The organism is Paraburkholderia caffeinilytica (assembly GCF_003368325.1).
Taxonomy (GTDB): Bacteria; Pseudomonadota; Gammaproteobacteria; order Burkholderiales; family Burkholderiaceae; genus Paraburkholderia; species Paraburkholderia caffeinilytica.
The window spans coordinates 2686962-2708647 of the sequence record NZ_CP031467.1 but is presented as its reverse complement, the minus strand read 5'-3'; the positions used below and the strand labels follow the sequence as shown (position 1 = coordinate 2708647).

The window sequence follows — 21686 nt, the reverse complement described above, 5'->3', positions numbered from 1 at the left end:
ACGAACGCCGCCGCGGCCGAACCCTGAATCTCAAGCTCACCAGACGACCTCCATGCTTCGCCACCTCTCGATACGCGACTTCGTCATCGTCGCCGCGCTCGATCTCGAATTCGACAGCGGCTTCACCGTTTTCTCAGGCGAAACAGGCGCCGGCAAGTCGATCCTGATCGACGCACTGGCCCTCGCGCTCGGCGCCCGTGCCGATGCGAACGTGGTGCGCACCGGCGAGACCCGCGCCGACATCACCGCCGAATTCGAGACGCATGCGCAAGTCGAGCAATGGCTCGACGAGCAGGCGCTCGGCGCGGCCGCCGACGACGGCCACCACGGCGGCACCGTGATGCTGCGCCGCGTGGTGGATGCGAACGGCCGCTCGCGGGCGTTCATCAACGGCACGGCGGCGACGCTCGCGCAATTGCGCGAAGTCGGCGAAATGCTGGTGGATATTCACGGGCAGCATGCGCACCAGTTGCTGATGCGTCCGGACGCGCAGCGCGAACTGTTCGACACCCACGCCGGCCTCGCGGAAACCGCCACGACCGTCACGCGAGCATGGCGATCGTGGCGGGAAAAGGTGCAGGCCGTCGAACATGCGCAAACGCGCGACCGCGAGCTGCAACTCGAGCGCGAACGGCTCGCCTGGCAGCTTACCGAGCTGGACAAACTTTCGCCGCAACCCGGCGAATGGGAAGAGGTCAACGCCGAACACCGGCGCCTGTCGCATTCGGCCAACCTGATCGACGGCGTCCAGGGGGCGCTCGGCGCGCTGTCCGAGTCGGACGAGGCGATGATCACGCATCTCGCCTCGATCGTGTCGAAGGTGCGTGACCTCGCCGAGATCGACCCGGCGCTGAACGATGTGCTGGCGGCGCTGGAACCTGCCGAGATTCAGTTGCAGGAGGCGGCCTATTCGCTCAGCCACTACGCACAGAAGCTCGATCTCGATCCAGACCGCCTCGCCCAGGTCGAAAAGCGCCTCGACGCGCTGCACTCGGCCGCACGCAAATTTCGCCTGCAGCCCGAGACGCTGCCGGAAGAACACGAAGCACGTCGCGCGCAACTTGCCGCGCTCGACGCCGCAGCCGACCTCGACAGCCTCCACGCGGCCGAAACCAAGGCCAGGGAAGCCTTCCTTATGGAAGCGAAAAAACTGTCGAAGGCGCGCGCCAAGGCCGGCAAGGCTCTGGGCTCAGCAGTGACCACCGGCATGCAGGAACTGTCGATGAAAGGCGGCAGCTTCGAAGTGGCGCTGGTGCCGTTGCCGGAAGGTGGCGCGCACGGGCTCGAGCAGGTCGAATTCCGCGTCGCCGGTCATGCCGGCGTGCCGCTGCGGCCGCTCGCGAAGGTCGCCTCAGGCGGGGAACTGGCGCGGATCAGCCTCGCCCTGGCTGTCATTGCGAGCGCCGCGAGTCCGACGCCAACCCTGATCTTCGACGAAGTGGATACGGGGATCGGCGGCGGCGTCGCCGAAGTGGTTGGGCGGTTGCTGCATCAACTGGGGCAAGCACGTCAGGTGCTGTGCGTGACGCACTTGCCGCAAGTCGCCGCGCGCGGCGACCATCATTTCCAGGTGGCGAAGTCGGGCAACGGCAAGGGCGGCACGGTCAGCAGCGTGACCTCGCTCGACCGCGCGAGCCGCGTCGAAGAAGTCGCGCGGATGCTCGGCGGACTGGAGATCACGGCGACCACCCGCAAGCACGCGAAGGAAATGCTGGCGGCCTAGGAACGCGGGCAGGAAATCGTCGCGGAGCCTCAGCCAAACACCCGCTGCCACAGCCCCAGCACCGCCTCACTCTCAGTCGCCACCAGCGCCGGATCGACTCGCGCCTTCTCCATCCCGTCCAGCCGCAGTTGATGCTGCAGCTTCCGGTAGATCCGATAAGCCGCCCCGACCGTCTCCGCTTCCGCTTCGCTCATCAAGCCGAAACGCGACACTTCACGCAGCAGCGCGATGTTGCCGGTATTGCGGATCAGTTCGGGATCGCTCGCCGCATGCAGCAGCACCCAGTACTGCACGGTGAACTCGATATCGACCATGCCGCCGCGATCGTGCTTCAGGTCGAACAGCGCCGTATGGTTCGGATGCCCCGCCTCGACGCGCTCGCGCATCTCGACGATTTCCTTCGCGAGCGGCGCGGCCTCGCGCGGCGTGGTCAGCACCTGTTCGCGGATCTGCTCGAATTTCGCGCCGATTTCGGCGTCGCCCGCGCAGTAGCGCGCACGGCTCAACGCCTGATGCTCCCACACCCATGCCGTGTTGGCGGCGTCGCCTTCACGCAATTGATAACGGCGGAACGCGTCCAGATCGGTGACGAGCAGCCCCGACTCGCCGTTCGGCCGCAGCCGCAAGTCGACATCGAACAAGGTGCCCGCGCCGGTCGCCGTCGTCAGCCAGGTGATGAGGCGACGGGTATAGGTGGCATAGACGTCGGCGGCGGCATCGTCCGGATCGTCGTAGAGGAAAATGACGTCGAGGTCGGACGCGTAGCCGAGCTCCTTGCCGCCCAGCTTGCCGTACGCGATCACGGCGAACTTCGGCACATCGCGGTGGCGCTTGGCCAGTTGATTCCAGACTGCTTCGAGCGTGACGTCGAGCACGGCGTCGGCGAGTTCGGACAGGCGGTCGCTCACATGCTCGACACTCAGCCTGCCGGCCAGATCGATCAGCAGGATGCGGAACACCTCGGCCTGATGCGCGTGGCGCAGCAGATCCATCTGTTGCTCGACACCATCCGCCGCGGCCAGGCGCAAGCGCAGCGTGCGCTTGAATTCGGGCCAATCGAACGGACTGTCCATCGCCTCGTCGTCGAGGAGCTCGTCAAGCAACTGCGGATGGCGAATCAGATAGCCGGCGGCCCAGCGCGAACCGCCCAGCACCGACAGCACCCGATGCAGCGCCTGCGGATATTCGGTCAGCAGCGCGAGATACGCGCCGCGCCGGCTCACGGCTTCGAGCAGGTCGAAGAAACGCGCCACCGTATCGCCCCGCCGTTCGGGCGGCTCGAGAGTACGCGCGGCCTCCAGCGCGCGCTGCGCGACGATATCGAAGCGCTGGCGGCTCCGCTCGGCTAGCCCCGCGTAACGCGACGACTGCCACACCGCACGCAAACGCGCCAATAGCTCGCCCGGCTCGGACACACCCAGTTCGACCAGGCGCGCGCGAAGCGCGTCCTCGGCGCTTTCGTCGGCGAGCGCACTGCTCCAGACCCAGACCGCCGCGCCGTCTTCCGGTGCGCCGCAACCATCGCGACCGCTCACCTTGTCGGCGAAAATCTGGTCGAACTGCTGTTCGACGAACTCGCGATGCGCGTCGAGCTTGAGCATCAGCGCGGCATAGTCGTCGCAACCCATTGCCCGCGCGAGCGCCGCGCGCTCCTCTGGAACGACCGGCATCGCGTGAGTTTGCGCGTCGTTGCGATATTGCAGGCGATGCTCGAGTTCGCGCAGGAAGCGGTACGCCTGCGAAAGCTTCACGCAGACCGAGGTATCGAGCAGCCCGTGCGTGGCCGCGTGCCGCAAGACAGCGAGCGTCGGACGCACCCGGAAGCCGGCGTCCTGGCCGCCGCGGATCAGCTGGAACACCTGGGCGCTGAATTCGATTTCGCGGATGCCGCCGCGACCCAGCTTGATGTCGTCGGCCTTGTCGGGCCGCATCGAGGCGCGCCGCTGCGCTTCCTGGCGAATCTGCAAATGCAGCGCACGGATTGCGCTGATCACGCCAAAGTCGAGATAGCGCCGATAGACGAACGGCGTGACGATCGCGTCGAGCTGCTTCTGCAGACGCTGCGCTGCCTCGCTCGCACCTTCGGACACGAGCCGGCCCTTGATCCACGCATAGCGCTCCCACTCGCGGCCCTGCACGTAGAAATACTCTTCGAGCATGCCGAGGCTGCATACGAGCGGCCCGGAATCGCCGTTCGGCCGCAAGCGCATATCGACCCGGAACACGTAACCGTCGGCGGTCACCTCCGCCAATGCGCCGATCAAACGCTTGCCCAGACGCGTGAAAAAGTCCTGCGTCGCGATCGGCGGGCGCTGACCGCCCGCGGTCTCGCCGTCCTCTTCATAGATGAAGATCAGATCGATGTCCGACGAGACGTTCAGCTCACGCCCACCCAGCTTGCCCATCCCGACCACGCCGAGGGCGAGCCGTTCGCCCTGCGGTCCGCGCGGTTCGCCGTAGAGCGTTTCGAGTTCGGCGGACACGACCGCGAGCGCGCGCTGGATCGTCGTCTCCGCCAGATCGGTCATCGCGCCCGTGACTTCGGCGACATCCGCCTCGCCTGCCAGGTCGCGCTCCATCACGGCGCAAAATACCTCGGTGCGCAACTGCCGCAAGGCTCGTTTGAGTGCATCCTCGCTCAATGGGCCGCCGCCCGCGCCGGCCGCCTCGGCGCACAGCGCGTCAAAGCGCGCGTCAATCCGTTCGCGTGTCAGAGGCGCGGACGCAAGCGCCGCCACGTGCGCCACGATTTGCGGACGCGCCGCCGCGGCACGCGCCGCGTAATGCGAATAGCTGGAACTCAGGAGAGTGGCGTCAGTCATCAAGGGTCTGGCTCGCTCGTTGCTTTATAAGCGTTGTTCAGTTCGCGGCAACACACCGGTCCATGCAGGGTCCATGCGGGGTCCGGCCGCCTCGCGCGGGTCGCAAGACGGCATGGAGAAAGGGTTTGCCGGAGGTCCGCCGACGCTTTCTCGTGTGTTACATTTCGTCGTTAATTCGCAAAACTACCATACGCCCACCCGCCGCAGCATGTCCGAGCGAAACGAATCCGCCGACCCGCACGAAACCGGGCAGGTCCGGCCCGCGAGCGGAACCGCCCACGTGGTGCTGCATCGGACGTCCCACGTGGTGCTGGCGCTCGCACTCGCCTTCTATTTCATCGCGGCGGCTCTGTTTCTCGGTTTGCGCTACGTACTGCTGCCGCACATCGACTCGTTCCGGCCGCGCATCGAAGCCACCGTCTCCGACAAGCTGCACACGCAATTCACGATCGGCAAGCTGGCGCCGCATTGGAGCGGCTTTCAGCCGGGCCTCGACGCCACCGATATCGTCATCCGCGACCCGGAAGGCAAAGCGGCGCTGACCATTCCGCACGCCACCGCCACGCTCTCGTGGAAGTCGCTCTGGCAGTTCCATCCCGCGCTTTCCAGCCTGATCGTCGATCAGCCCGACGTGCTGGTGTCGCGCAGCAGCGACGGCGTGATTTCGGTGGCGGGCGTGCCGGTGCCGACCCGGCACAGCGGCAACGACACCTTGTCCACGTGGCTATTGCGTCAACAGGCGATCGTGGTGCGCGGCGGCGTGCTGCGCTGGCGCGATGCCCAGCATGACGCGCCGGAACTTGCCTTGCGCGACATCCGGATCGCGATTCTCAACGACGGCTACGATCACCAGCTCGCGTTGCAAGCGCCCGCCGACGGCCATGTCCTGCACGGGCCGATCGACTTCCGCACGCATTTCAAACACGCCCGGCTCTCCGCGATCGGCAAGCCGGTCAACTGGGCCGGGCAGGTCTATATGTCGACCGGTCCGGTCGATCTGCCGACCCTTGCGCGCTACATCAATTTCCCGATCGAGACGTTTGCCGGGCGCATCGACAATGCGATCTGGGCCGACTTCGCCGATGGCCGCATGAAGTCGGCGAGCGGGCAATTGGCCGGCATGGATGTCGCCATGCGGGTGCGCCCGACCCAGCCCAAGCTGGTCGTGCCGATCGCCAATTTCTCGTGGCGTGTCGAGGTCGGCCAGGGCGACTACACGCTGCAACTCAACGACTTGCACGCCGAACTCGGCCAGCCGCCGCTCGAAGACGGCACGCCGCTCACCCGCACCCTCGCGCTATCCACGCTGAACGGCCGCTACCGGACCGCCTCGCTGCAGCATGGGCAACTCGTCAGTGTCGAAGGCGACCGCGTCGATCTGGGCATCCTCGCCGAATTCAGCCGCGCGCTGCCGTTGCCGCGCCCCCTGCTGAACAATCTGGTGCGCTTCAATCCGCGCGGCATGGTGGCGAACTATGTGATCGAAGTCGAACGCGGCAAACCCGAATCCGGCGAAGCGGGCAGCGACCATCGGCCGAGCGGCGCAGAACCGATCGAGCGTTATCGCTTCAAGGGCGACCTGCAGGGCATCAGCGTTGCCGCGCAGGAACCGCCGCCGGGGCTCACCCCGTTGAATCACCCGCGGGCGGGCATTCCCGGCATCGAAAACCTGTGGGGCAGCGTCGACGCCGACGAAAACCACGGCACCGCGACGCTCAATACCTCCAACGTGGCGATTACGCTGCCTGGCGTGTTCGACGACCCGCGCCTGACACTCGACCGTCTGCATGGCCGGGCAGACTGGACCATCACGCCAAAGGCGCCGGGCGAAAATCACCGTGGCTTCACCGTCAAGCTGGCCGATTTCGGCATCTCGAACGCCGACGCTGACGCCACCGCCACCGTCGATTACAGCAACCCGGGCCATGGGCGCGGCTCGCTCGACCTGAAGGCCGACTTCCAGCGCGCGCAGGTCACGCGCATCGTCCGCTATCTGCCGACCAGCATCAGCGAAAAGCTGCGCATCTACCTGGGCCATGGGTTGCAAGCCGGCGTCTCACGCGGCGCGACGATCGAAATACATGGCGACCTGACCAAATTCCCCTACTCCCGCGCCCCGGAGGCAGGCGTCTTTCATATCGTCGCGCCGTTCAAGGGCGGCAAGTTCGACCCTTCGCCGTATCCGCCGCGCAAGATGAAGAACGGCACGCCGAATGTGTGGCCGCCGCTGGACGGCATCGACGGCGTGTTCGAACTCAAGGAGAACGTGCTGCGCTTCGATATCGACCGCGCCCATTACAAGCGGGTCGCTTTAAACAGGGTGAACGGCAGGATCGACGATCTCGGCACCAAGGCGTCCAACCTGGTCATCGACGGCAACGGCCGCGGGCCGCTTGCCGACATGCTCGACTACGTCAACGAAAGCTCGCTCGGCATCATGACCCAACATGAGACCGAGAAAGTGCGCGCCGAAGGACCCGCCGCGCTGGCGCTCAAACTGACCGTGCCGCGCACGCCGAAGCCGCATATCGCCGTGGAAGGCGCAGTGGGCTTCCAGAACAACCGCTTGACGGTCGACAACGTGCCGCCGCTGTCGCAACTGAACGGCAAGGTACGCTTTACCGAACATACCGCGCAGGTCGACCGGCTCTCGGGCCAGTTCCTCGGCGGGGACGTGCACGCGAATGGCGGCCTGAAGCAGGACGGCACATATGCACTCGATCTCGGCGGCCATATCGCCGTCGATGCCGCACGCGGCCTGAATCTGCATGGCCCGGCCGCCCAGGTGCTGACGCGCATGAGCGGCAGCGCGCCTTACTCGCTCAACGTGCGTGGCGCCAAGGGACGATTGCCGGAAGTCACGGCGAACTCCGATCTGAGCGGCCTCGCGCTCGACTTCCCCGCGCCGTTCAACAAACCGGTCGGCACCCCGATGCCGCTGCACTTCGCGGTCGGCCCCTTCGCCGATGCAAGCGAGGCCGGTCTGGAACGCGCAGACCTAACCTTCGGCCCGATCGCCGCCACCTACCTGCTGCGCTACGAGCCGAAAACACCGCCGACGGTCGTGAGCGGGGCGATCGGCGTCAACAAGCCAGCCGACTTGCCGTCCGAGGGCGTGATCGCCGCCGTCGATCTCGAAGCGTTCGATGCCGATGCCTGGCGCGCGCTTGTCACGCAGATGCGCAACAAGGACGCGCCGACTCCCGCGCCCGCCGCCACCGCCGCACCGGTAGCGCCCAATCCGACCGTTGCGCAATTCCTGCCGAGCCGCTTCGCGGTGCACGTCGGTACGCTGACGCTGCTCAAGCGCCACTGGGATAGCGTGATCGTCGGCGCGTCGCATGCGGACGGCAAATGGCAGGCCAACATCGCATCGAACCAGGTGTCGGGCCACGTTTCCTGGCTGCCGGGCGCCAACAAGGAATCGCCGGGCACGTTGCAGGCGCGCTTTGCCCGTGTGGTGATCCCTTCGGCCACGGATAAGGACCTGCTCGGCCAGGCCATTTCGGCGCCGGCGCAGAACATGCCGTCGATCGATCTGGTGGTCAATGAGTTGATCGTGCGCGATCGCAACATCGGCCGGCTCGAGGTGGACGCGCACAACTTCGAGGAAGACGGCGTGCCGGTCTGGCAGCTCGACAAGCTGGACATCACCAACCCCGCCGCCACGCTGACCGCCACCGCGAACTGGCGCACCTCGACCGGCCTCGGCAATACCGCCGACGAAGCGACGCCGCGCCGTACCGTGTTCGATTTCAAACTCGACATCAAGGACGCCGGCGCGCTGCTGGAACGCTTCGGCCAGCCTCACACGCTCAAGGCGGGCAACGGCACGCTGTCGGGCAAGGTCGTGTGGCGCGGCGGGCCGACCACCATCGACTATCCGACGCTCAACGGCAATCTGGCTGTCGATCTGCGCCACGGACAGATTCTCAAGGTCGACCCGGGCGTCGCGAAACTGCTGGGCGTGCTCAGCCTGCAAAGCCTCGCGCGCTTCGCCACGCTCAATTTCCGCGACGTGATCGGCGAAGGACTGCCGTTCGAGCGCGTCACCGGCACGGGCGAGATCCACAATGGCATTGGCCGCACCGAGAACTTCGAGATGGTGACAGCGCCGGCCCGCGCCGAGATGAAGGGCTCGGTGGATCTGGCGCAGGAAACCCAGGATCTGCACGTGCAGATCGTGCCGACCGTCAGCGCCGGCGCCGCCGTGATCGCCGCGACCGTGATCAATCCGCTGCTCGGGCTGGGTGCGCTGGTGGCCGATCTGGCGTTCAGCAAATCGGTCTCCACGGCGTTTGCGCGCGAGTATGCGATCACCGGTCCGTGGTCGAAACCTCACATCGAGCGGGTCACGAGCGATCGCGGTAAGATGGACGCTCCGGCTTCGACCGTGGAAGCGCACTGAGCTTGATTCGCCCCTTTGTTTGATCAGAAAAGCGCCGCGCCACCGGCCCCAGCCAGCCCTGAACGACGTATGCGGCGCCAGCGGTTCGCGCCGCCGCCTTGCCGGGAGTTTTTCGAAACGCTCATGAGCGAAACACACGTCTCTTCAACTTCGTCCGCCGCTTCGTCCACTGCCTCGCCCGGCGCGGCGCCCAGCGGGTCTTCCGAAAGCGCGTTCCGCGTTGCCGCGCTGCAAATGGTGAGCACGCCGGATCGCGAACGCAATCTGGCCGAAGCGGAACGCCTGATCGCTGAGGCCGCCGCCGACGGCGCGCAACTCGTCCTGCTGCCCGAATACTTCTGCTTCATGGGCTTCAAGGACACGGACAAGCTCGCCGTGCGCGAGCCCTACCAGGACGGCCCGATCCAGCGCTTTCTCGCCGATGCCGCGCGCCGCCACAAGGTGTGGGTGATCGGCGGCACCTTGCCGTTGATGTCGCAGGAACCGTCGCGCGTGCTGAACACCACGCTGGTGTTCGACCCGCAGGGCCACGAGGCCGCGCGCTACGACAAGATCCATCTGTTCAACTTCGAAAAGGGCGAGGAATCGTTCGACGAGGCACGCACCATCTGCCCCGGCGGCGAGGTCCGCACCTTCGAAGCGCCGTTCGGCCGGGTCGGCCTGTCGGTCTGCTACGATCTGCGCTTTCCGGAGCTGTACCGGCGCATGGGCGACTGCGCGCTGATCGTGGTGCCGTCGGCGTTCACGTACACCACCGGCCGCGCGCACTGGGAGATGCTGTTGCGCGCCCGGGCGGTCGAAAACCAGTGTTACGTGCTGGCCGCCGCGCAAGGCGGCAAACATGAAAACGGCCGCCGGACATGGGGCCACAGCATGCTGATCGACCCGTGGGGCGAAATCGTCGCGGTGCGCGACGAAAGCGCCGGCGTGGTGAGCGGCAATCTCGAGCGTGCGCGCATCGACGAGGTGCGACAGAGCCTGCCCGCCTGGCGTCACCGCGTGCTGAGCTGCTGAATTGTTGCCTGACATTGAAAGTGCGGCGCCGGTCACTCATATAGTGATGCAGGCGCTAACCGAATCCTTCGTATCGAGCAGAACATACTTCGCATGAACATCATCGAACCCGGTATCCGCAATCTCGCCACCGCCAAGGACATCCTCCTGACGCCCTACGGTCTCGACGAATCCCTGCTCACCCGCACGCTCGCCGAAATCTTCACGCACAAGATCGACTACGCCGACCTGTACTTCCAGTACACGCGCAGCGAAGCGTGGAGTCTCGAAGAAGGCATCGTGAAGTCGGGCAGCTTCAGCATCGACCAGGGTGTCGGCGTGCGCGCCGTGGCGGGCGACCGTACGGCCTTCGCGTATTCGGACGATCTGTCGCCCGAGGCGATCCGTCAGGCGGCACTCGCCACCCGTTCGATTGCCAAGGCGGGCGGCGGCAAGCAGAAGATCAAGGTGGCCTCATCGTTGACCGGCATCGCCGGGCGCGATCTGTATCTGCCCTCCGATCCGCTGCATTCGCTCGACGCGACTGCCAAGGTCAAGCTGCTCGAGCGCATCGAACAGATGGCGCGCGGCCGCGATCCGCGCATTCAGCAAGTGATGGCGGGCCTCGCCGGTGAATACGACGTGGTGCTGGTGGCACGCAGCGACGGCGCGCTCGCCGCCGATATCCGTCCGCTCGTGCGCGTGTCGGTCACGGTGATCGCCGAACAGAATGGCCGCCGAGAAATCGGCAGCGGCGGCGGCGGTGGCCGCTTCGACTATGGCTATTTCACTGACGAAGTGCTGTCCGGCTATGTCGACGACGCCGTGCATGCCGCGCTCGTGAACCTCGATGCCCGCCCGGCTCCGGCCGGCGCGATGACGGTCGTGCTCGGACCGGGCTGGCCCGGCGTGCTGCTGCACGAAGCGATCGGCCACGGCCTCGAAGGCGACTTCAACCGCAAGGGATCGTCGGCGTTCGCGGGTCGAATCGGCGAGCAGGTGGCGGCCAAGGGTGTGACGGTGGTCGACGACGGCACGCTGCCGAACCGCCGCGGCTCGCTGAACATCGACGACGAAGGCAATCCGACCCAGTGCACGACGCTGATCGAAGACGGCATCCTGAAGGGCTACATCCAGGACACGCTGAACGCACGCCTGATGAAGATGCCGGTCACGGGTAATGCGCGCCGCGAATCGTATGCCGCGCTGCCGATGCCGCGCATGACGAACACGTACATGCTCAACGGCGACAAAGACCCGCAGGAAATCATCGCGTCCGTGAAGAACGGTTTGTACGCGGTGAACTTCGGCGGCGGTCAGGTCGACATCACGAACGGCAAGTTCGTGTTCTCTGCCTCCGAGGCGTACATGATCGAAAACGGCAAGGTCACCTACCCGGTCAAGGGTGCGACGCTGATCGGCAGCGGCCCGGAATCGCTCAAATTCGTCAGCATGATCGGCAACGACATGAAGCTCGATTCGGGCGTCGGCGTGTGCGGCAAGGAAGGCCAGAGCGTGCCGGTGGGTGTCGGTCAGCCGACGCTGCGCATCGACAAGATGACGGTTGGCGGCACAGCCTGATTGAGATGCCGACGCATACTTCGCGCATGGAATGTGCGAAGTATGCGGATTTTCCGCATTTTTACACCCGGCAGCTTGTCAGCCGAGCCTGAGCGGGTTATAAAGTCACTCACCCTTTTTGACCAGCGACCTATTTCGCCATGTCCGCCAAGTTTTACTTTTACTTTTTTTGGCATCTCAGACCGCTGGCGGATCGAGAGGGGTGTTAGTGCACGCAAGACACTCAGAATTCACGAAAACCGCCAGCTAGCCTGGCGGTTTTTTTTCGCCCCACGTCTTTGAAATTTTTGCCGTTGAAATCTTTTTGATTGTTGTCCGCCCTGGCATCGCTGCCTGATTGTTGTCCGATCGCAGCCTTCGTTGCCCGCGCGAACACGCTACGACCCGATTCAGGAGAACAAGCATGCCCCCGCACAACACCGACGATGTCCGCATCCGCGAATTGAAAGAACTCACGCCGCCCGCTCACCTGATCCGCGAATTCGCCTGCGACGAAACGGTGTCCGACGTGATCTACCACTCGCGCAATGCAATGCATCGCATTCTGCACGGCATGGAAGACCGTCTGATCGTCATCATCGGACCGTGCTCGATTCACGATACGAAGGCGGCGATGGAATACGCCGGGCGTCTCGTCGAACAGCGCAAGCGCTTCGCCGGTGAGCTCGAAATCGTCATGCGGGTGTACTTCGAAAAGCCGCGCACGACGGTGGGCTGGAAGGGTCTCATCAACGACCCGCACATGGACAACAGCTTCAAGATCAACGACGGCCTGCGCACCGCACGCGAACTGCTGCTGCGTATCAACGAACTCGGCCTGCCGGCCGGCACCGAATACCTCGACATGATCAGCCCGCAATACATCGCCGATCTGATCTCGTGGGGTGCGATCGGCGCGCGGACGACCGAATCGCAAGTGCACCGCGAACTGGCGTCGGGACTCTCGTGCCCGGTCGGCTTCAAGAACGGCACGGACGGCAACGTCAAGATCGCCGTCGACGCGATCAAGGCCGCCTCGCAGCCGCACCATTTCCTGTCGGTCACCAAGGGCGGCCACTCGGCGATCGTCTCGACCGCCGGCAACGAGGACTGCCACATCATCCTGCGCGGCGGCAAGACGCCGAACTACGACGCGGACAGCGTCAATGCGGCATGTGCGGACATCGGCAAGGCCGGTCTTGCCGCGCGTCTGATGATCGACGCGAGTCACGCGAACAGCTCGAAGAAACATGAGAACCAGATTCCGGTGTGCGCGGACATCGGCCGTCAGATTGCTTCGGGCGACGAACGGATTGTCGGCGTGATGGTGGAATCGCATCTGATCGCAGGCCGTCAGGATCTGCAGGAAGGCTGCGCGCTGACGTACGGCCAGAGCATCACCGATGCCTGCATCGGTTGGGACGAAAGCGTCGCTGTGCTGGAAGGTCTCGCCGAAGCAGTCAAGCAACGGCGTGTGGCGCGCGGCAGCGGCAACTAAAAGGTCTCTGCGCACTTCCGTGCGATCGCTGTAGTTGGCTCACCGAAAACCCGGCTCGCTCAGCCGGGTTTTTTATTGGCCGAACGGACGAATGGTGCTCCCTGCACCGCCTCTGTACCGTAACAACTCGTTGCCGGGTCGAATACAACTTGACCAGGTTGAGAAGTACGTATAATATTTTGTACATGAAAGGTGGTTATGGAGCAGGAAAAAGAAATTCGCTGGATGGGCTCCAGCTATCGCGATTTACTTGTTTTTCCCGAAGAACCGCGTCGCCGGGCCGGATTTCAGCTTGGCAAGATCCAGGCAGGACTGGACCCCGACGACTGGAAGCCGTTTGATTCGATCGGCGCTGGAACGCGTGAGATCCGCATCAAGGAAACCGACGGCATTTACCGCGTGATGTATGTCACCAAGTTCGTGGAAGCGCTGTATGTGTTGCATTGCTTCCAGAAGAAAACGCAGAAGCTAGGCCCGCACGATAGAAAGATTGCCGAGATGCGGTACCGTGCCATCATCAATGAGAGGAAAACTTAACAAATGACGATCGACACGAAAATCCGTCACGTAACAAAGCCCGGCGCAAACCTGTTTCTCGAACTCGGCTTCTCCGCCGAAGAAGCGAAGCGCTTGCACGCCGCGTCGCAAAAACAGATCAACGACACGCGGCTGCTCAAGGAGCAGTTGATGACGGAGCTGTCCAGCTGGATCGAACAGCATCATCTGAAGCAGGCCGAGGCAGCCGAGATTCTGATGGTGTCGCGTCCGCGCGTGTCCGATGTGGTCAACAAGAAGACCACCAAGTTCACTATCGACACCCTGGTCGAAATGATGAGCCGGATAGGCAAGCCGGTCACACTGGCGATTGGATAAGGTGCACGGCACGCCCTCGCGTGTTTTCACACGCCGCTTGCCGTGCGCCCTTGCTTCACTCCACCACGCCTGAACCGAACACTTCGGTGTGAATCCGCGCCGCATCCACACCGAGCGAGGCCAACGCCTCGCATTGCGCGTGCATGAACGGCAACGGTCCGCAGATGTAGTAATCCGCATCCGGAACGATCACCTTGCCGGCGATTTTCGCGAGATCGAGGCGGCCTTCGAAATCGTAGTCGATACCGGCGCGATCACTTGCTTCAATGGCTTCGTAGAACACCGCACGTGTAACGTTGGGATGCGCTGTGACCGCATCGTTCAGCCATTGCCGGAACGCGTGCACGCGGCCATTGCGGCAGGCATGCACGAAGGTCACGCTGCGCTCGCTCTGGTCGGCAAGCAACGTCGCCAGCATCGAGGTCATCGGGGTCACGCCCACACCGCCGCTCATCAGTACGACCGGCGTCGTCTTCTTGCGGTCGAGTGTGAAATCGCCCATTGGCGCGCTGACATGCACTACCGCGCCCACTTCCACGCCGTCGTGCAGCAGGTTCGATACATGGCCTGGCGCCACATCTTCGCGGCCGGCCTCACGCTTGACCGAAATGCGCAGCCAGTTGCCGTTCGGCGCATCCGACAAGCTGTACTGCCGCGGTTGATCGACGCCGAGTTCATCCACGAAACGCTTCACGCTCAGATATTGGCCAGGCTCGAAACCGCAGGCCGGCGAGCCATCGGCGGGCGTCAGATAGAACGACGTGATTTCATCGCTCTCCACTTCCTTGCGCGCAACCTTGAACGGCCGGAAGCCGCTCCACGCCGCGCCTTCGTAAAGCGTGGCCTCCGTGCCGATGAAGATCTTCGCGAGCTGCCCATAAGCGGCTTCCCATGCGCCGAGCGTTTCCGGATCGACGGCGTCGCCGAGCACGTCGACAATTGCGCCTAACAGGTGGCGTCCCACGATCGGATATTGCTCCGGCCGGATATTCAGACTCACGTGCTTATGCGCGATGCGCGAGACAGTCGGACCCAGCGCGCCGAGGTTATCGATATTGGCGGCATACGCATACACCGCCTTTGCCAGCGTTTCCGGCTGATTGCCGCTCATCTGATGAGTCTGGTTGAACACGTTCTTCAACTCGGGATGGTGCGCGAACATGCGCTTGTAGAAGTGTTTGGTGATGGTCGTGCCGTGCACGGCGAGTACGGGAACGGTGGCTTTGACGCGGGCGATCTGGTCGGCGGTGAGAGCGGTCATTGCGATTTCTCCTTAAAGATGCGGCTACAATACCTCTTTAAGGAGAAGTTTTGCCCCGGACAGATTGTCACAGTGCTTAAAGGGACTAGAACGGGGACTGGCGCGCGGTGTCAGCCGGGGCGACGATCGTGCCGCCATAACACGTCGCTGCCGCCGTCCGCGCGATTGAGCACGCGCGCCAGCACGAACAGCAGGTCGGATAACCGGTTCACATACTGACGCGGCGCCTCATTGATCGCCTCGCTTTCACCCAGGGCGACGATCGACCGCTCAGCACGCCGGCACACCGTACGGCACACGTGCGCAAGCGCGGCCGCGCGCGAGCCGCCGGGCAGAATGAATTCCTTCAATGGCGGCAGGGTCGCGTTGTAGTCAGCCAGCCAGTCGTCGAGTTGGCCGAGATGCGTGTCGGTAATCATCGTGTGGCCGGGAATGCAGAGTTCACCGCCCAGATCGAACAGATCGTGCTGAATCGCGATCAGTGCCGTCCGCACCTCGTCGGGCAAGGTTTCGCACAGCAACACGCCGAGATTCGAATTGAGTTCATCGACGTCGCCGATCGCGGCAATGCGTGCGCTGTCCTTGCGCACGCGCCGGCCGTCGCCGAGACCGGTGCTGCCGTCATCGCCCGTACGGGTGGCGATCTTGCTCAAGCGGTTGCCCATGATGTCTCCCATGCATTCATTCAGTGACGATGCGTCGGCACGGCGCCGCCGAATCCATCCGTTGAATCTATCCGGCAAATCCGGCAGGTCAGCCACCACCAGGCCGGCCACCGCGTTTATCCATATTGCGCGCATCGCGAGGTCGCCGCCATTATAGGAGCGGCAGCTACCCCCCGACGCCGGCCCGCAGACGATCGGCGTAAAATGAAGCACATGCTGTAGAACAACTCCGCCCCAATATCTGGAGACATGCGTGAACCATCCCGTGCCGCCGGCCCCGCTGCGCCGGCCGTTTCCCGCCGAGTTGCTGGCTGCCCTCAAAGCCGCTTTCGGCGAACGCGTGTCCACCGCGGAGGCCGTGCGTGCCCACCATGGCCGCGACGAGTCGCCGTTCGATCCCCAACTGCCCGACGCCGTCGTATTCGCGCGCAATACGGAAGACGTGCAAACCATCGTCAAGCTGTGCGGCCAGCACAACGTACCGATCATCCCCTACGGCAACGGATCGTCGCTCGAAGGGCATCTGCTGGCGGTGCAAGGCGGCGTGTCGATCGACCTGTCGGAAATGAACCGCGTGTTGTCGATCAACGCCGAAGACCTGACCGTCACCGTCGAACCCGGCATCTCGCGCAAACAGCTGAACGAAGCACTGCGTGACACCGGCCTGTTTTTCCCGATCGACCCCGGTGCCGACGCGAGCATCGGCGGCATGTCGGCTACGCGCGCCTCGGGCACCAACGCCGTGCGCTACGGCACGATGCGCGAAAACGTACTCGGGCTGACCGTGGTTCTCGCCGACGGCCGCGTGATCAAAACCGGCACGCGCGCACGCAAGTCGTCGGCGGGTTACGACCTCACGCGCCTGTTCGTCGGCTCGGAAGGTACGCTCGGCGTGATTACCGAGATTACCGTTCGGCTGTATCCGCAGCCGGAAGCGGTCTCGGCGGCAGTCTGCACGTTCCCGTCGATGGGCGATGCGGTGCGCGCGGTCATCGAAACGATTCAGATGGGTGTGCCGATTGCGCGCGTCGAGTTCGTCGACGCGCTCGCGATCCGCTCGATCAATCGCCATTCGAACCTCACATTGCGTGAGGCGCCCACGCTCTTCTTCGAATTCCACGGCACCGAAGCCGGTGTGAAAGAGCAAGCGGAACTGGTGCAGGAGATCGCCGCGCAGAATGCCGGCGAAGGCTTCGAATGGGCAACCCGGCCGGAAGACCGCAGCCGCCTGTGGAACGCGCGTCACAACGCCTATTTCGCGATGCTGCAACTGAAGCCCGGTTGCCGCGCCGTCACGACCGATGTGTGCGTGCCGATCTCGCGCCTTGCGGAATGCGTGGTGGAAACCGAGCAGGATCTGAACGCGTCGCCGCTGCCTTGCCCGATCGTCGGCCATGTCGGCGACGGCAACTTCCACGTCGCGATCCTGATCGATCCGAACAAGCCGGAAGAACTCGTCGAGGCCGAACGCCTGAACCATCGCATCGTGCAGCGCGCGCTGCGCATGGACGGCACCTGCACGGGCGAACACGGTGTCGGTCTGCACAAGATGAACTTCCTGCTCGAAGAACACGGCGAAGTCGCCGTCGACACGATGCGCTCCATCAAGCACGCGCTCGATCCGCGCAATCTGATGAATCCGGGCAAGATCTTTTCCTGGGCGGCTTGAGAGATCATCGACGCTCAGCTGAGCTCAGCTCAGTTGCGACAGCGACAGCGGCAGCAGCAACGTCCGCAGCCGCACAACCAGGCTTGACCGGGCACGCAGGGTGAAGGACACCAGGAGACAAGTCATATGAACGCACCCGTCGAACTGACGGCCGAAGTTCTCGCCCAGCGCCAGCGCGAAGTCGTGCAGGCGTTGATGGCGGTACTGCCGAACCACTGTCTGCTGTATCGAGAAGAAGACACCGTTGCCTACGAATGCGACGGCCTCGCTGCGTACAGGCGTCTGCCGCTCGCAGTCGCATTGCCCGAGACGGAATCGCAGGTCCAGCGCATCGTGCAGATCTGCCACCGGCTCGACGTGCCGATCGTCCCGCGCGGCGCGGGCACCGGTTTGTCCGGCGGAGCGATGCCGATTCGCCACGGCGTGGTGGTGTCGCTCGCCCGCTTCCGCAAGATCGTCGAAGTCGACCCGTACGCCCGGACCGCGACCGTGCAGCCGGGCGTGCGCAATCTGTCGATCTCCGAAGCCGCCGCGCCCTACGGCCTTTACTACGCACCCGATCCGTCGTCGCAGATCGCCTGCACGATCGGCGGCAACGTCTCCGAGAATTCGGGCGGCGTGCACTGCCTCAAATACGGCCTGACCGTGCACAACGTGCTGCGTGTGCGCGCCGTGACAATGGAAGGCGACATCGTTGAATTCGGCTCGCTCGGGCCTGACGCGCCCGGGCTCGATCTGCTCGCGGTGCTGATCGGCAGTGAAGGCATGTTCGCGATCGTCACCGAAGTCACCGTCAAGCTGATCCCCAAGCCGCAAACGGCGCAGGTCATCATGGCCAGTTTCGACGACGTCGTGAAAGGCGGCGACGCCGTCGCCGGCATCATTGCCTCAGGCATCATTCCGGCGGGTTTGGAGATGATGGACAAACCGGCTACGCGCGCCGTCGAGGAGTTCGTCAACGCGGGCTACGACCTCGACGCGGCGGCGATCCTGCTGTGCGAATCGGACGGCACGCCTGAAGAAGTCGCCGACGAGATCGTGCGCATGACCGCGGTGCTGCGCGAACAGGGCGCAACCCGCATCCAGATTTCGCGCTCGGAGAATGAACGGCTGCGCTTCTGGTCCGGGCGCAAAAACGCGTTTCCGGCAGCAGGACGCATTTCGCCCGACTACTACTGCATGGACGGCACCGTGCCGCGCCGCAGTATCGGACCGCTGCTGGCGCGCATCGAAGTCATGGAGAAGAAATACGGTCTGCGCTGCATCAATGTGTTCCATGCCGGCGACGGCAACATGCATCCGCTGATCCTGTTCAACGGCAACGATATGGACGAGTGGCACCGGGCCGAAGCGTTCGGTTGCGACATTCTCGAGACGTGCGTCGAACTGGGCGGCACGGTAACCGGCGAGCATGGCGTGGGCATCGAGAAAATCAATTCGATGTGCGTGCAGTTTTCGCCCGAAGAGCGCGATGCGTTCCACGCCGTCAAGCGTGCCTTTGACGCGCCGGGCCTGCTCAATCCAGACAAGGGCATTCCCACTCGTGCGCGTTGCGCCGAGTACGGCAAGATGCATGTGCGCGGCGGCTTGCTGCCGCATCCGGAGCTGCCGCGGTTCTAGGAGGCATGCGACGCTGCCGGCCGAGGGCGGCCCGGCAGCGTCGCATGGCACGGCCGTCCCGCGCGGCTGGGCCTGTCCGGATCGCGGAACGCCCGCATGCCGCGCCGCCCGCTCCCCCGCACGCAAGTTCCCCGCCGATCCATCCCGCATGACCCGCGCCCGCAGCGCTTACGGGCTCCCACCCTGATTACCCGGATGCGGGTCCGTTCCGGGTTGCCAGCGCGCCCCCGCCCGGTACAATCAATCGAAACACAACGACGCAGGACACCATGGAAGAGGACGACATCGTCGCCATTTGGTCTGAACGCGTGCGTTCAGCCAGCGCCGAAGGGCGCACATTGCGCATCCGTGGCGGCGGCACCAAAGACTGGTACGGTCAGACGCTGGAAGGTGACATCCTCGACACGCGCGCTTATCGCGGCATCATCGCCTACGACCCGGCCGAACTGGTCATCACGGCGCGCGCGGGCACGCCCCTGCTGGAGATCGAGGCCGCGCTCGCCGAACATCATCAGATGCTCGCCTTCGAACCGCCGCACTTCGGGCCGCAGGCTACCTTCGGCGGCTGCATCGCGGCGGGCATTGCCGGTCCACGCCGCCCGTCCGCCGGTGCGGCGCGCGACTTCGTACTGGGCGCCGTCATCATGAACGGCCAGGGCCAGACGCTGCATTTTGGCGGCCAGGTGGTGAAGAACGTCGCCGGGTACGACGTCTCCCGCTTGATGGCGGGTTCGCTGGGCACCCTTGGGCTGATCCTCGAACTGTCGATCAAAGTGCTGCCGCTGCCGCAGGCCGAAGCCACGCTCAAGTTCGACATGAACGGCACCGACGCGGTCCGCAAGCTCAACGAATGGGGCGGCCGCCCACTGCCGATCACGGCGAGCGCATGGCGCCACGGCACGCTGGCTGTGCGCATGGGCGGTGCGGAAGCCGCGGTCAAGGCAGCGCGCACCGCGCTCGGCGGCGAAGTCGTCGATGCCGTTGAGGCGGAGCGTTTCTGGGCCGGCTTGCGCGAACAGACCGACTCGTTCTTTGCAGCGATCCCGCCGAAGGCCGCGCTATGGCGCCTCGCCCTGCCGTCGATCACCGAGCCGATGCAATTGCCCGGCGCGCAATTGATGGAATGGGGCGGCGGCCAGCGCTGGTGGATCACCGACACCGACGCGCAAACCGTGCGCATCAGCGCCAAACAGGCCGGCGGCCACGCCACCATCTTTCGTACCGGCTATGGCTACGACCGCAGCGCCGGGGTCTTCACGCCGCTGCCCGCACCGCTCATGAAAATCCATCGCGGCCTGAAAACCGCCTTCGACCCGGCCCGCATCTTCAATCGCGGCCGCCTCTACCCCGACTTCTGAGCGACGCGATGCAAACCAACCTCGCGGACTTCATTCGCAACACGCCCGATGGCGACGAAGCCGACGCCATCCTGCGCAATTGCGTGCATTGCGGTTTCTGCACGGCGACGTGCCCGACCTATCAGATACTCGGCGACGAACTCGACGGCCCACGCGGCCGCATCTATCTGATCAAGCAGATGGTCGAAGGCGCGGCGGTCACGCGCAGCACCCAGGTTCATCTGGACCGCTGCCTCACGTGCCGCAGCTGCGAGACCACCTGCCCGTCCGGCGTTCAATACGGCAGGCTGGTCGAGATCGGCCGCAAGATCACCGAGGAAAAAGTCACCCGTCCGCTCCGTCAGCGGATGGTGCGCCGGCTGCTCGCGAGCTTCGTGCCAAACAGCGCATTGTTCACGCCGACCATGCGCCTCGGTCAGCATATCCGCCCGCTGCTGCCCAGAAAACTGCGCGACAAGGTGCCCGCGCGGCAGCGTCCGCTCGAATGGCCCACCGCGAACCATCCGCGCAAGATGCTGATGCTCGCGGGCTGCGTGCAACCGTCGATGATGCCGAACGTCAACGTCGCGACGGCGCGGGTGCTCGACGCGCTCGGCGTGGAAACGTTGATCGCGCCGGAAGCCGGCTGTTGCGGGGCGATCCGTCTGCATCTGGGCTACAACGAAGAAGCGCTCGACGACCTGCGCGCCAACATCGACGCCTGGTGGCCGTATATCGAACAAGGTGTCGAAGCGATCGTGATGAACGCGTCCGGCTGCGGCGCGACGGTCAAGGAATACGCGCATCTGCTGCGCAACGACCCTGCGTATGCGGAAAAGGCGCGCCGCGTGACCGAGCTGACGCGCGACGTCGCGGAGATCCTGCCGGAATTCGAGGAAGCGCTCGTTGCCGTGACGCGCCGCCGCGCGATCCATACGGTCGCATTCCATCCGCCGTGCACCTTGCAGCACGGCCAGCAGGTGCGCGGCAAGGTCGAACATCTGCTGACGGCGCTCGGCGTGGAAGTGCGTCTGCCCGCCGACAATCATCTCTGCTGCGGCTCGGCCGGCACTTATTCGCTGACCCAACCCAAGCTCTCGTACGCGCTGCGCGATCAGAAGCTCGAGCGGCTGCAGGCGCAGGAGCCGCAGGTGATCGTGTCGGCGAATGTCGGCTGCATTGCGCATCTGCAAAGCGGCACGTCCACGCCGGTCGCGCATTGGATCGAACTGGTGGAGCACATGCTGTCCGCTTGAG

14 protein-coding genes are annotated in these 21686 nt (G+C 64.6%); 11 read left to right on the top strand and 3 right to left on the bottom strand.

Features of this window, described 5'->3' with window-relative positions:
- The first annotated feature begins 52 nt into the window (after window positions 1-52).
- Window positions 53-1723: a DNA repair protein RecN gene (gene recN, locus DSC91_RS28410; RefSeq protein WP_115781902.1), complete on the top strand. Its 1671-nt coding sequence runs from the start codon at window positions 53-55 to the stop codon at window positions 1721-1723.
- 29 nt (window positions 1724-1752) lie between these two features.
- Here the strand turns inward: recN and glnE are convergent, their stop codons facing one another.
- The gene (glnE, locus tag DSC91_RS28405; protein ID WP_115781901.1) at window positions 1753-4545 is read right to left on the bottom strand and encodes a bifunctional [glutamate--ammonia ligase]-adenylyl-L-tyrosine phosphorylase/[glutamate--ammonia-ligase] adenylyltransferase; all 2793 of its coding nucleotides are present in this window, start codon (window positions 4543-4545) and stop codon (window positions 1753-1755) included.
- Between the two features lie 208 nt (window positions 4546-4753).
- On the opposite strand from glnE, the gene DSC91_RS28400 reads away from it, so the two are divergent.
- The 6 genes from DSC91_RS28400 to DSC91_RS28375 all read left to right on the top strand — a co-directional run bounded on the left by DSC91_RS28400 (window position 4754) and on the right by DSC91_RS28375 (window position 13877).
- On the top strand, window positions 4754-8953 hold the full coding sequence (locus DSC91_RS28400) for a YhdP family protein (RefSeq protein WP_229758295.1): 4200 nt from the start codon (window positions 4754-4756) through the stop codon (window positions 8951-8953).
- A gap of 123 nt (window positions 8954-9076) precedes the next feature.
- Window positions 9077-9967 carry a carbon-nitrogen hydrolase family protein gene (locus tag DSC91_RS28395; protein ID WP_115783538.1) on the top strand — a complete coding sequence of 297 codons (891 nt, stop codon included), beginning with the start codon at window positions 9077-9079 and terminating at the stop codon, window positions 9965-9967.
- A 93-nt stretch (window positions 9968-10060) separates the two neighbouring features.
- Window positions 10061-11527, top strand: a complete 1467-nt coding sequence (gene tldD / locus DSC91_RS28390; protein ID WP_115781900.1) for a metalloprotease TldD — start codon at window positions 10061-10063, stop codon at window positions 11525-11527.
- 403 nt (window positions 11528-11930) lie between these two features.
- Window positions 11931-13004 (top strand): 3-deoxy-7-phosphoheptulonate synthase AroG, encoded by a 1074-nt coding sequence (gene aroG / locus DSC91_RS28385; protein WP_115781899.1) that lies wholly within the window; start codon window positions 11931-11933, stop codon window positions 13002-13004.
- A gap of 198 nt (window positions 13005-13202) precedes the next feature.
- Complete coding sequence (locus DSC91_RS28380; protein ID WP_115781898.1) at window positions 13203-13541, top strand: type II toxin-antitoxin system RelE/ParE family toxin; 339 nt, start codon at window positions 13203-13205, stop codon at window positions 13539-13541.
- A 3-nt stretch (window positions 13542-13544) separates the two neighbouring features.
- Window positions 13545-13877, top strand: a complete 333-nt coding sequence (locus tag DSC91_RS28375) for a helix-turn-helix domain-containing protein (RefSeq protein WP_115781897.1) — start codon at window positions 13545-13547, stop codon at window positions 13875-13877.
- Window positions 13878-13932: 55 nt separating this feature from the next.
- Here the strand turns inward: DSC91_RS28375 and hmpA are convergent, their stop codons facing one another.
- Window positions 13933-15138 carry an NO-inducible flavohemoprotein gene (gene hmpA, locus DSC91_RS28370; RefSeq protein WP_115781896.1) on the bottom strand — a complete coding sequence of 402 codons (1206 nt, stop codon included), beginning with the start codon at window positions 15136-15138 and terminating at the stop codon, window positions 13933-13935.
- Between the two features lie 110 nt (window positions 15139-15248).
- Window positions 15249-15803, bottom strand: a complete 555-nt coding sequence (locus DSC91_RS28365; protein ID WP_115783537.1) for a cob(I)yrinic acid a,c-diamide adenosyltransferase — start codon at window positions 15801-15803, stop codon at window positions 15249-15251.
- A gap of 253 nt (window positions 15804-16056) precedes the next feature.
- On the opposite strand from DSC91_RS28365, the gene DSC91_RS28360 reads away from it, so the two are divergent.
- From DSC91_RS28360 to glcF, 4 genes are all read left to right on the top strand, one after another.
- The gene (locus tag DSC91_RS28360; RefSeq protein WP_115781895.1) at window positions 16057-17472 is read left to right on the top strand and encodes an FAD-linked oxidase C-terminal domain-containing protein; all 1416 of its coding nucleotides are present in this window, start codon (window positions 16057-16059) and stop codon (window positions 17470-17472) included.
- A 126-nt stretch (window positions 17473-17598) separates the two neighbouring features.
- Window positions 17599-19092, top strand: a complete 1494-nt coding sequence (locus tag DSC91_RS28355) for an FAD-linked oxidase C-terminal domain-containing protein (protein WP_115781894.1) — start codon at window positions 17599-17601, stop codon at window positions 19090-19092.
- A 269-nt stretch (window positions 19093-19361) separates the two neighbouring features.
- Entirely contained in the window at window positions 19362-20450 is a 1089-nt protein-coding gene (glcE, locus tag DSC91_RS28350; RefSeq protein WP_115781893.1) for a glycolate oxidase subunit GlcE, read from the top strand.
- 8 nt (window positions 20451-20458) lie between these two features.
- Entirely contained in the window at window positions 20459-21685 is a 1227-nt protein-coding gene (gene glcF, locus DSC91_RS28345; RefSeq protein ID WP_115781892.1) for a glycolate oxidase subunit GlcF, read from the top strand.
- Window position 21686: the final 1 nt, after the last annotated feature.

Bases quoted from the DNA above. Each gene is read 5' to 3' on its own strand.
- recN (WP_115781902.1), top strand. From the start codon at position 53: ATGCTTCGCCACCTCTCGATACGCGACTTCGTCATCGTCGCCGCGCTC.
- glnE (WP_115781901.1), bottom strand. From the start codon at position 4,545: ATGACTGACGCCACTCTCCTGAGTTCCAGCTATTCGCATTACGCGGCG.
- DSC91_RS28400 (WP_229758295.1), top strand. From the start codon at position 4,754: ATGTCCGAGCGAAACGAATCCGCCGACCCGCACGAAACCGGGCAGGTC.
- DSC91_RS28395 (WP_115783538.1), top strand. From the start codon at position 9,077: ATGAGCGAAACACACGTCTCTTCAACTTCGTCCGCCGCTTCGTCCACT.
- tldD (WP_115781900.1), top strand. From the start codon at position 10,061: ATGAACATCATCGAACCCGGTATCCGCAATCTCGCCACCGCCAAGGAC.
- aroG (WP_115781899.1), top strand. From the start codon at position 11,931: ATGCCCCCGCACAACACCGACGATGTCCGCATCCGCGAATTGAAAGAA.
- DSC91_RS28380 (WP_115781898.1), top strand. From the start codon at position 13,203: ATGGAGCAGGAAAAAGAAATTCGCTGGATGGGCTCCAGCTATCGCGAT.
- DSC91_RS28375 (WP_115781897.1), top strand. From the start codon at position 13,545: ATGACGATCGACACGAAAATCCGTCACGTAACAAAGCCCGGCGCAAAC.
- hmpA (WP_115781896.1), bottom strand. From the start codon at position 15,138: ATGACCGCTCTCACCGCCGACCAGATCGCCCGCGTCAAAGCCACCGTT.
- DSC91_RS28365 (WP_115783537.1), bottom strand. From the start codon at position 15,803: ATGGGCAACCGCTTGAGCAAGATCGCCACCCGTACGGGCGATGACGGC.
- DSC91_RS28355 (WP_115781894.1), top strand. From the start codon at position 17,599: ATGAACGCACCCGTCGAACTGACGGCCGAAGTTCTCGCCCAGCGCCAG.
- glcE (WP_115781893.1), top strand. From the start codon at position 19,362: ATGGAAGAGGACGACATCGTCGCCATTTGGTCTGAACGCGTGCGTTCA.
- glcF (WP_115781892.1), top strand. From the start codon at position 20,459: ATGCAAACCAACCTCGCGGACTTCATTCGCAACACGCCCGATGGCGAC.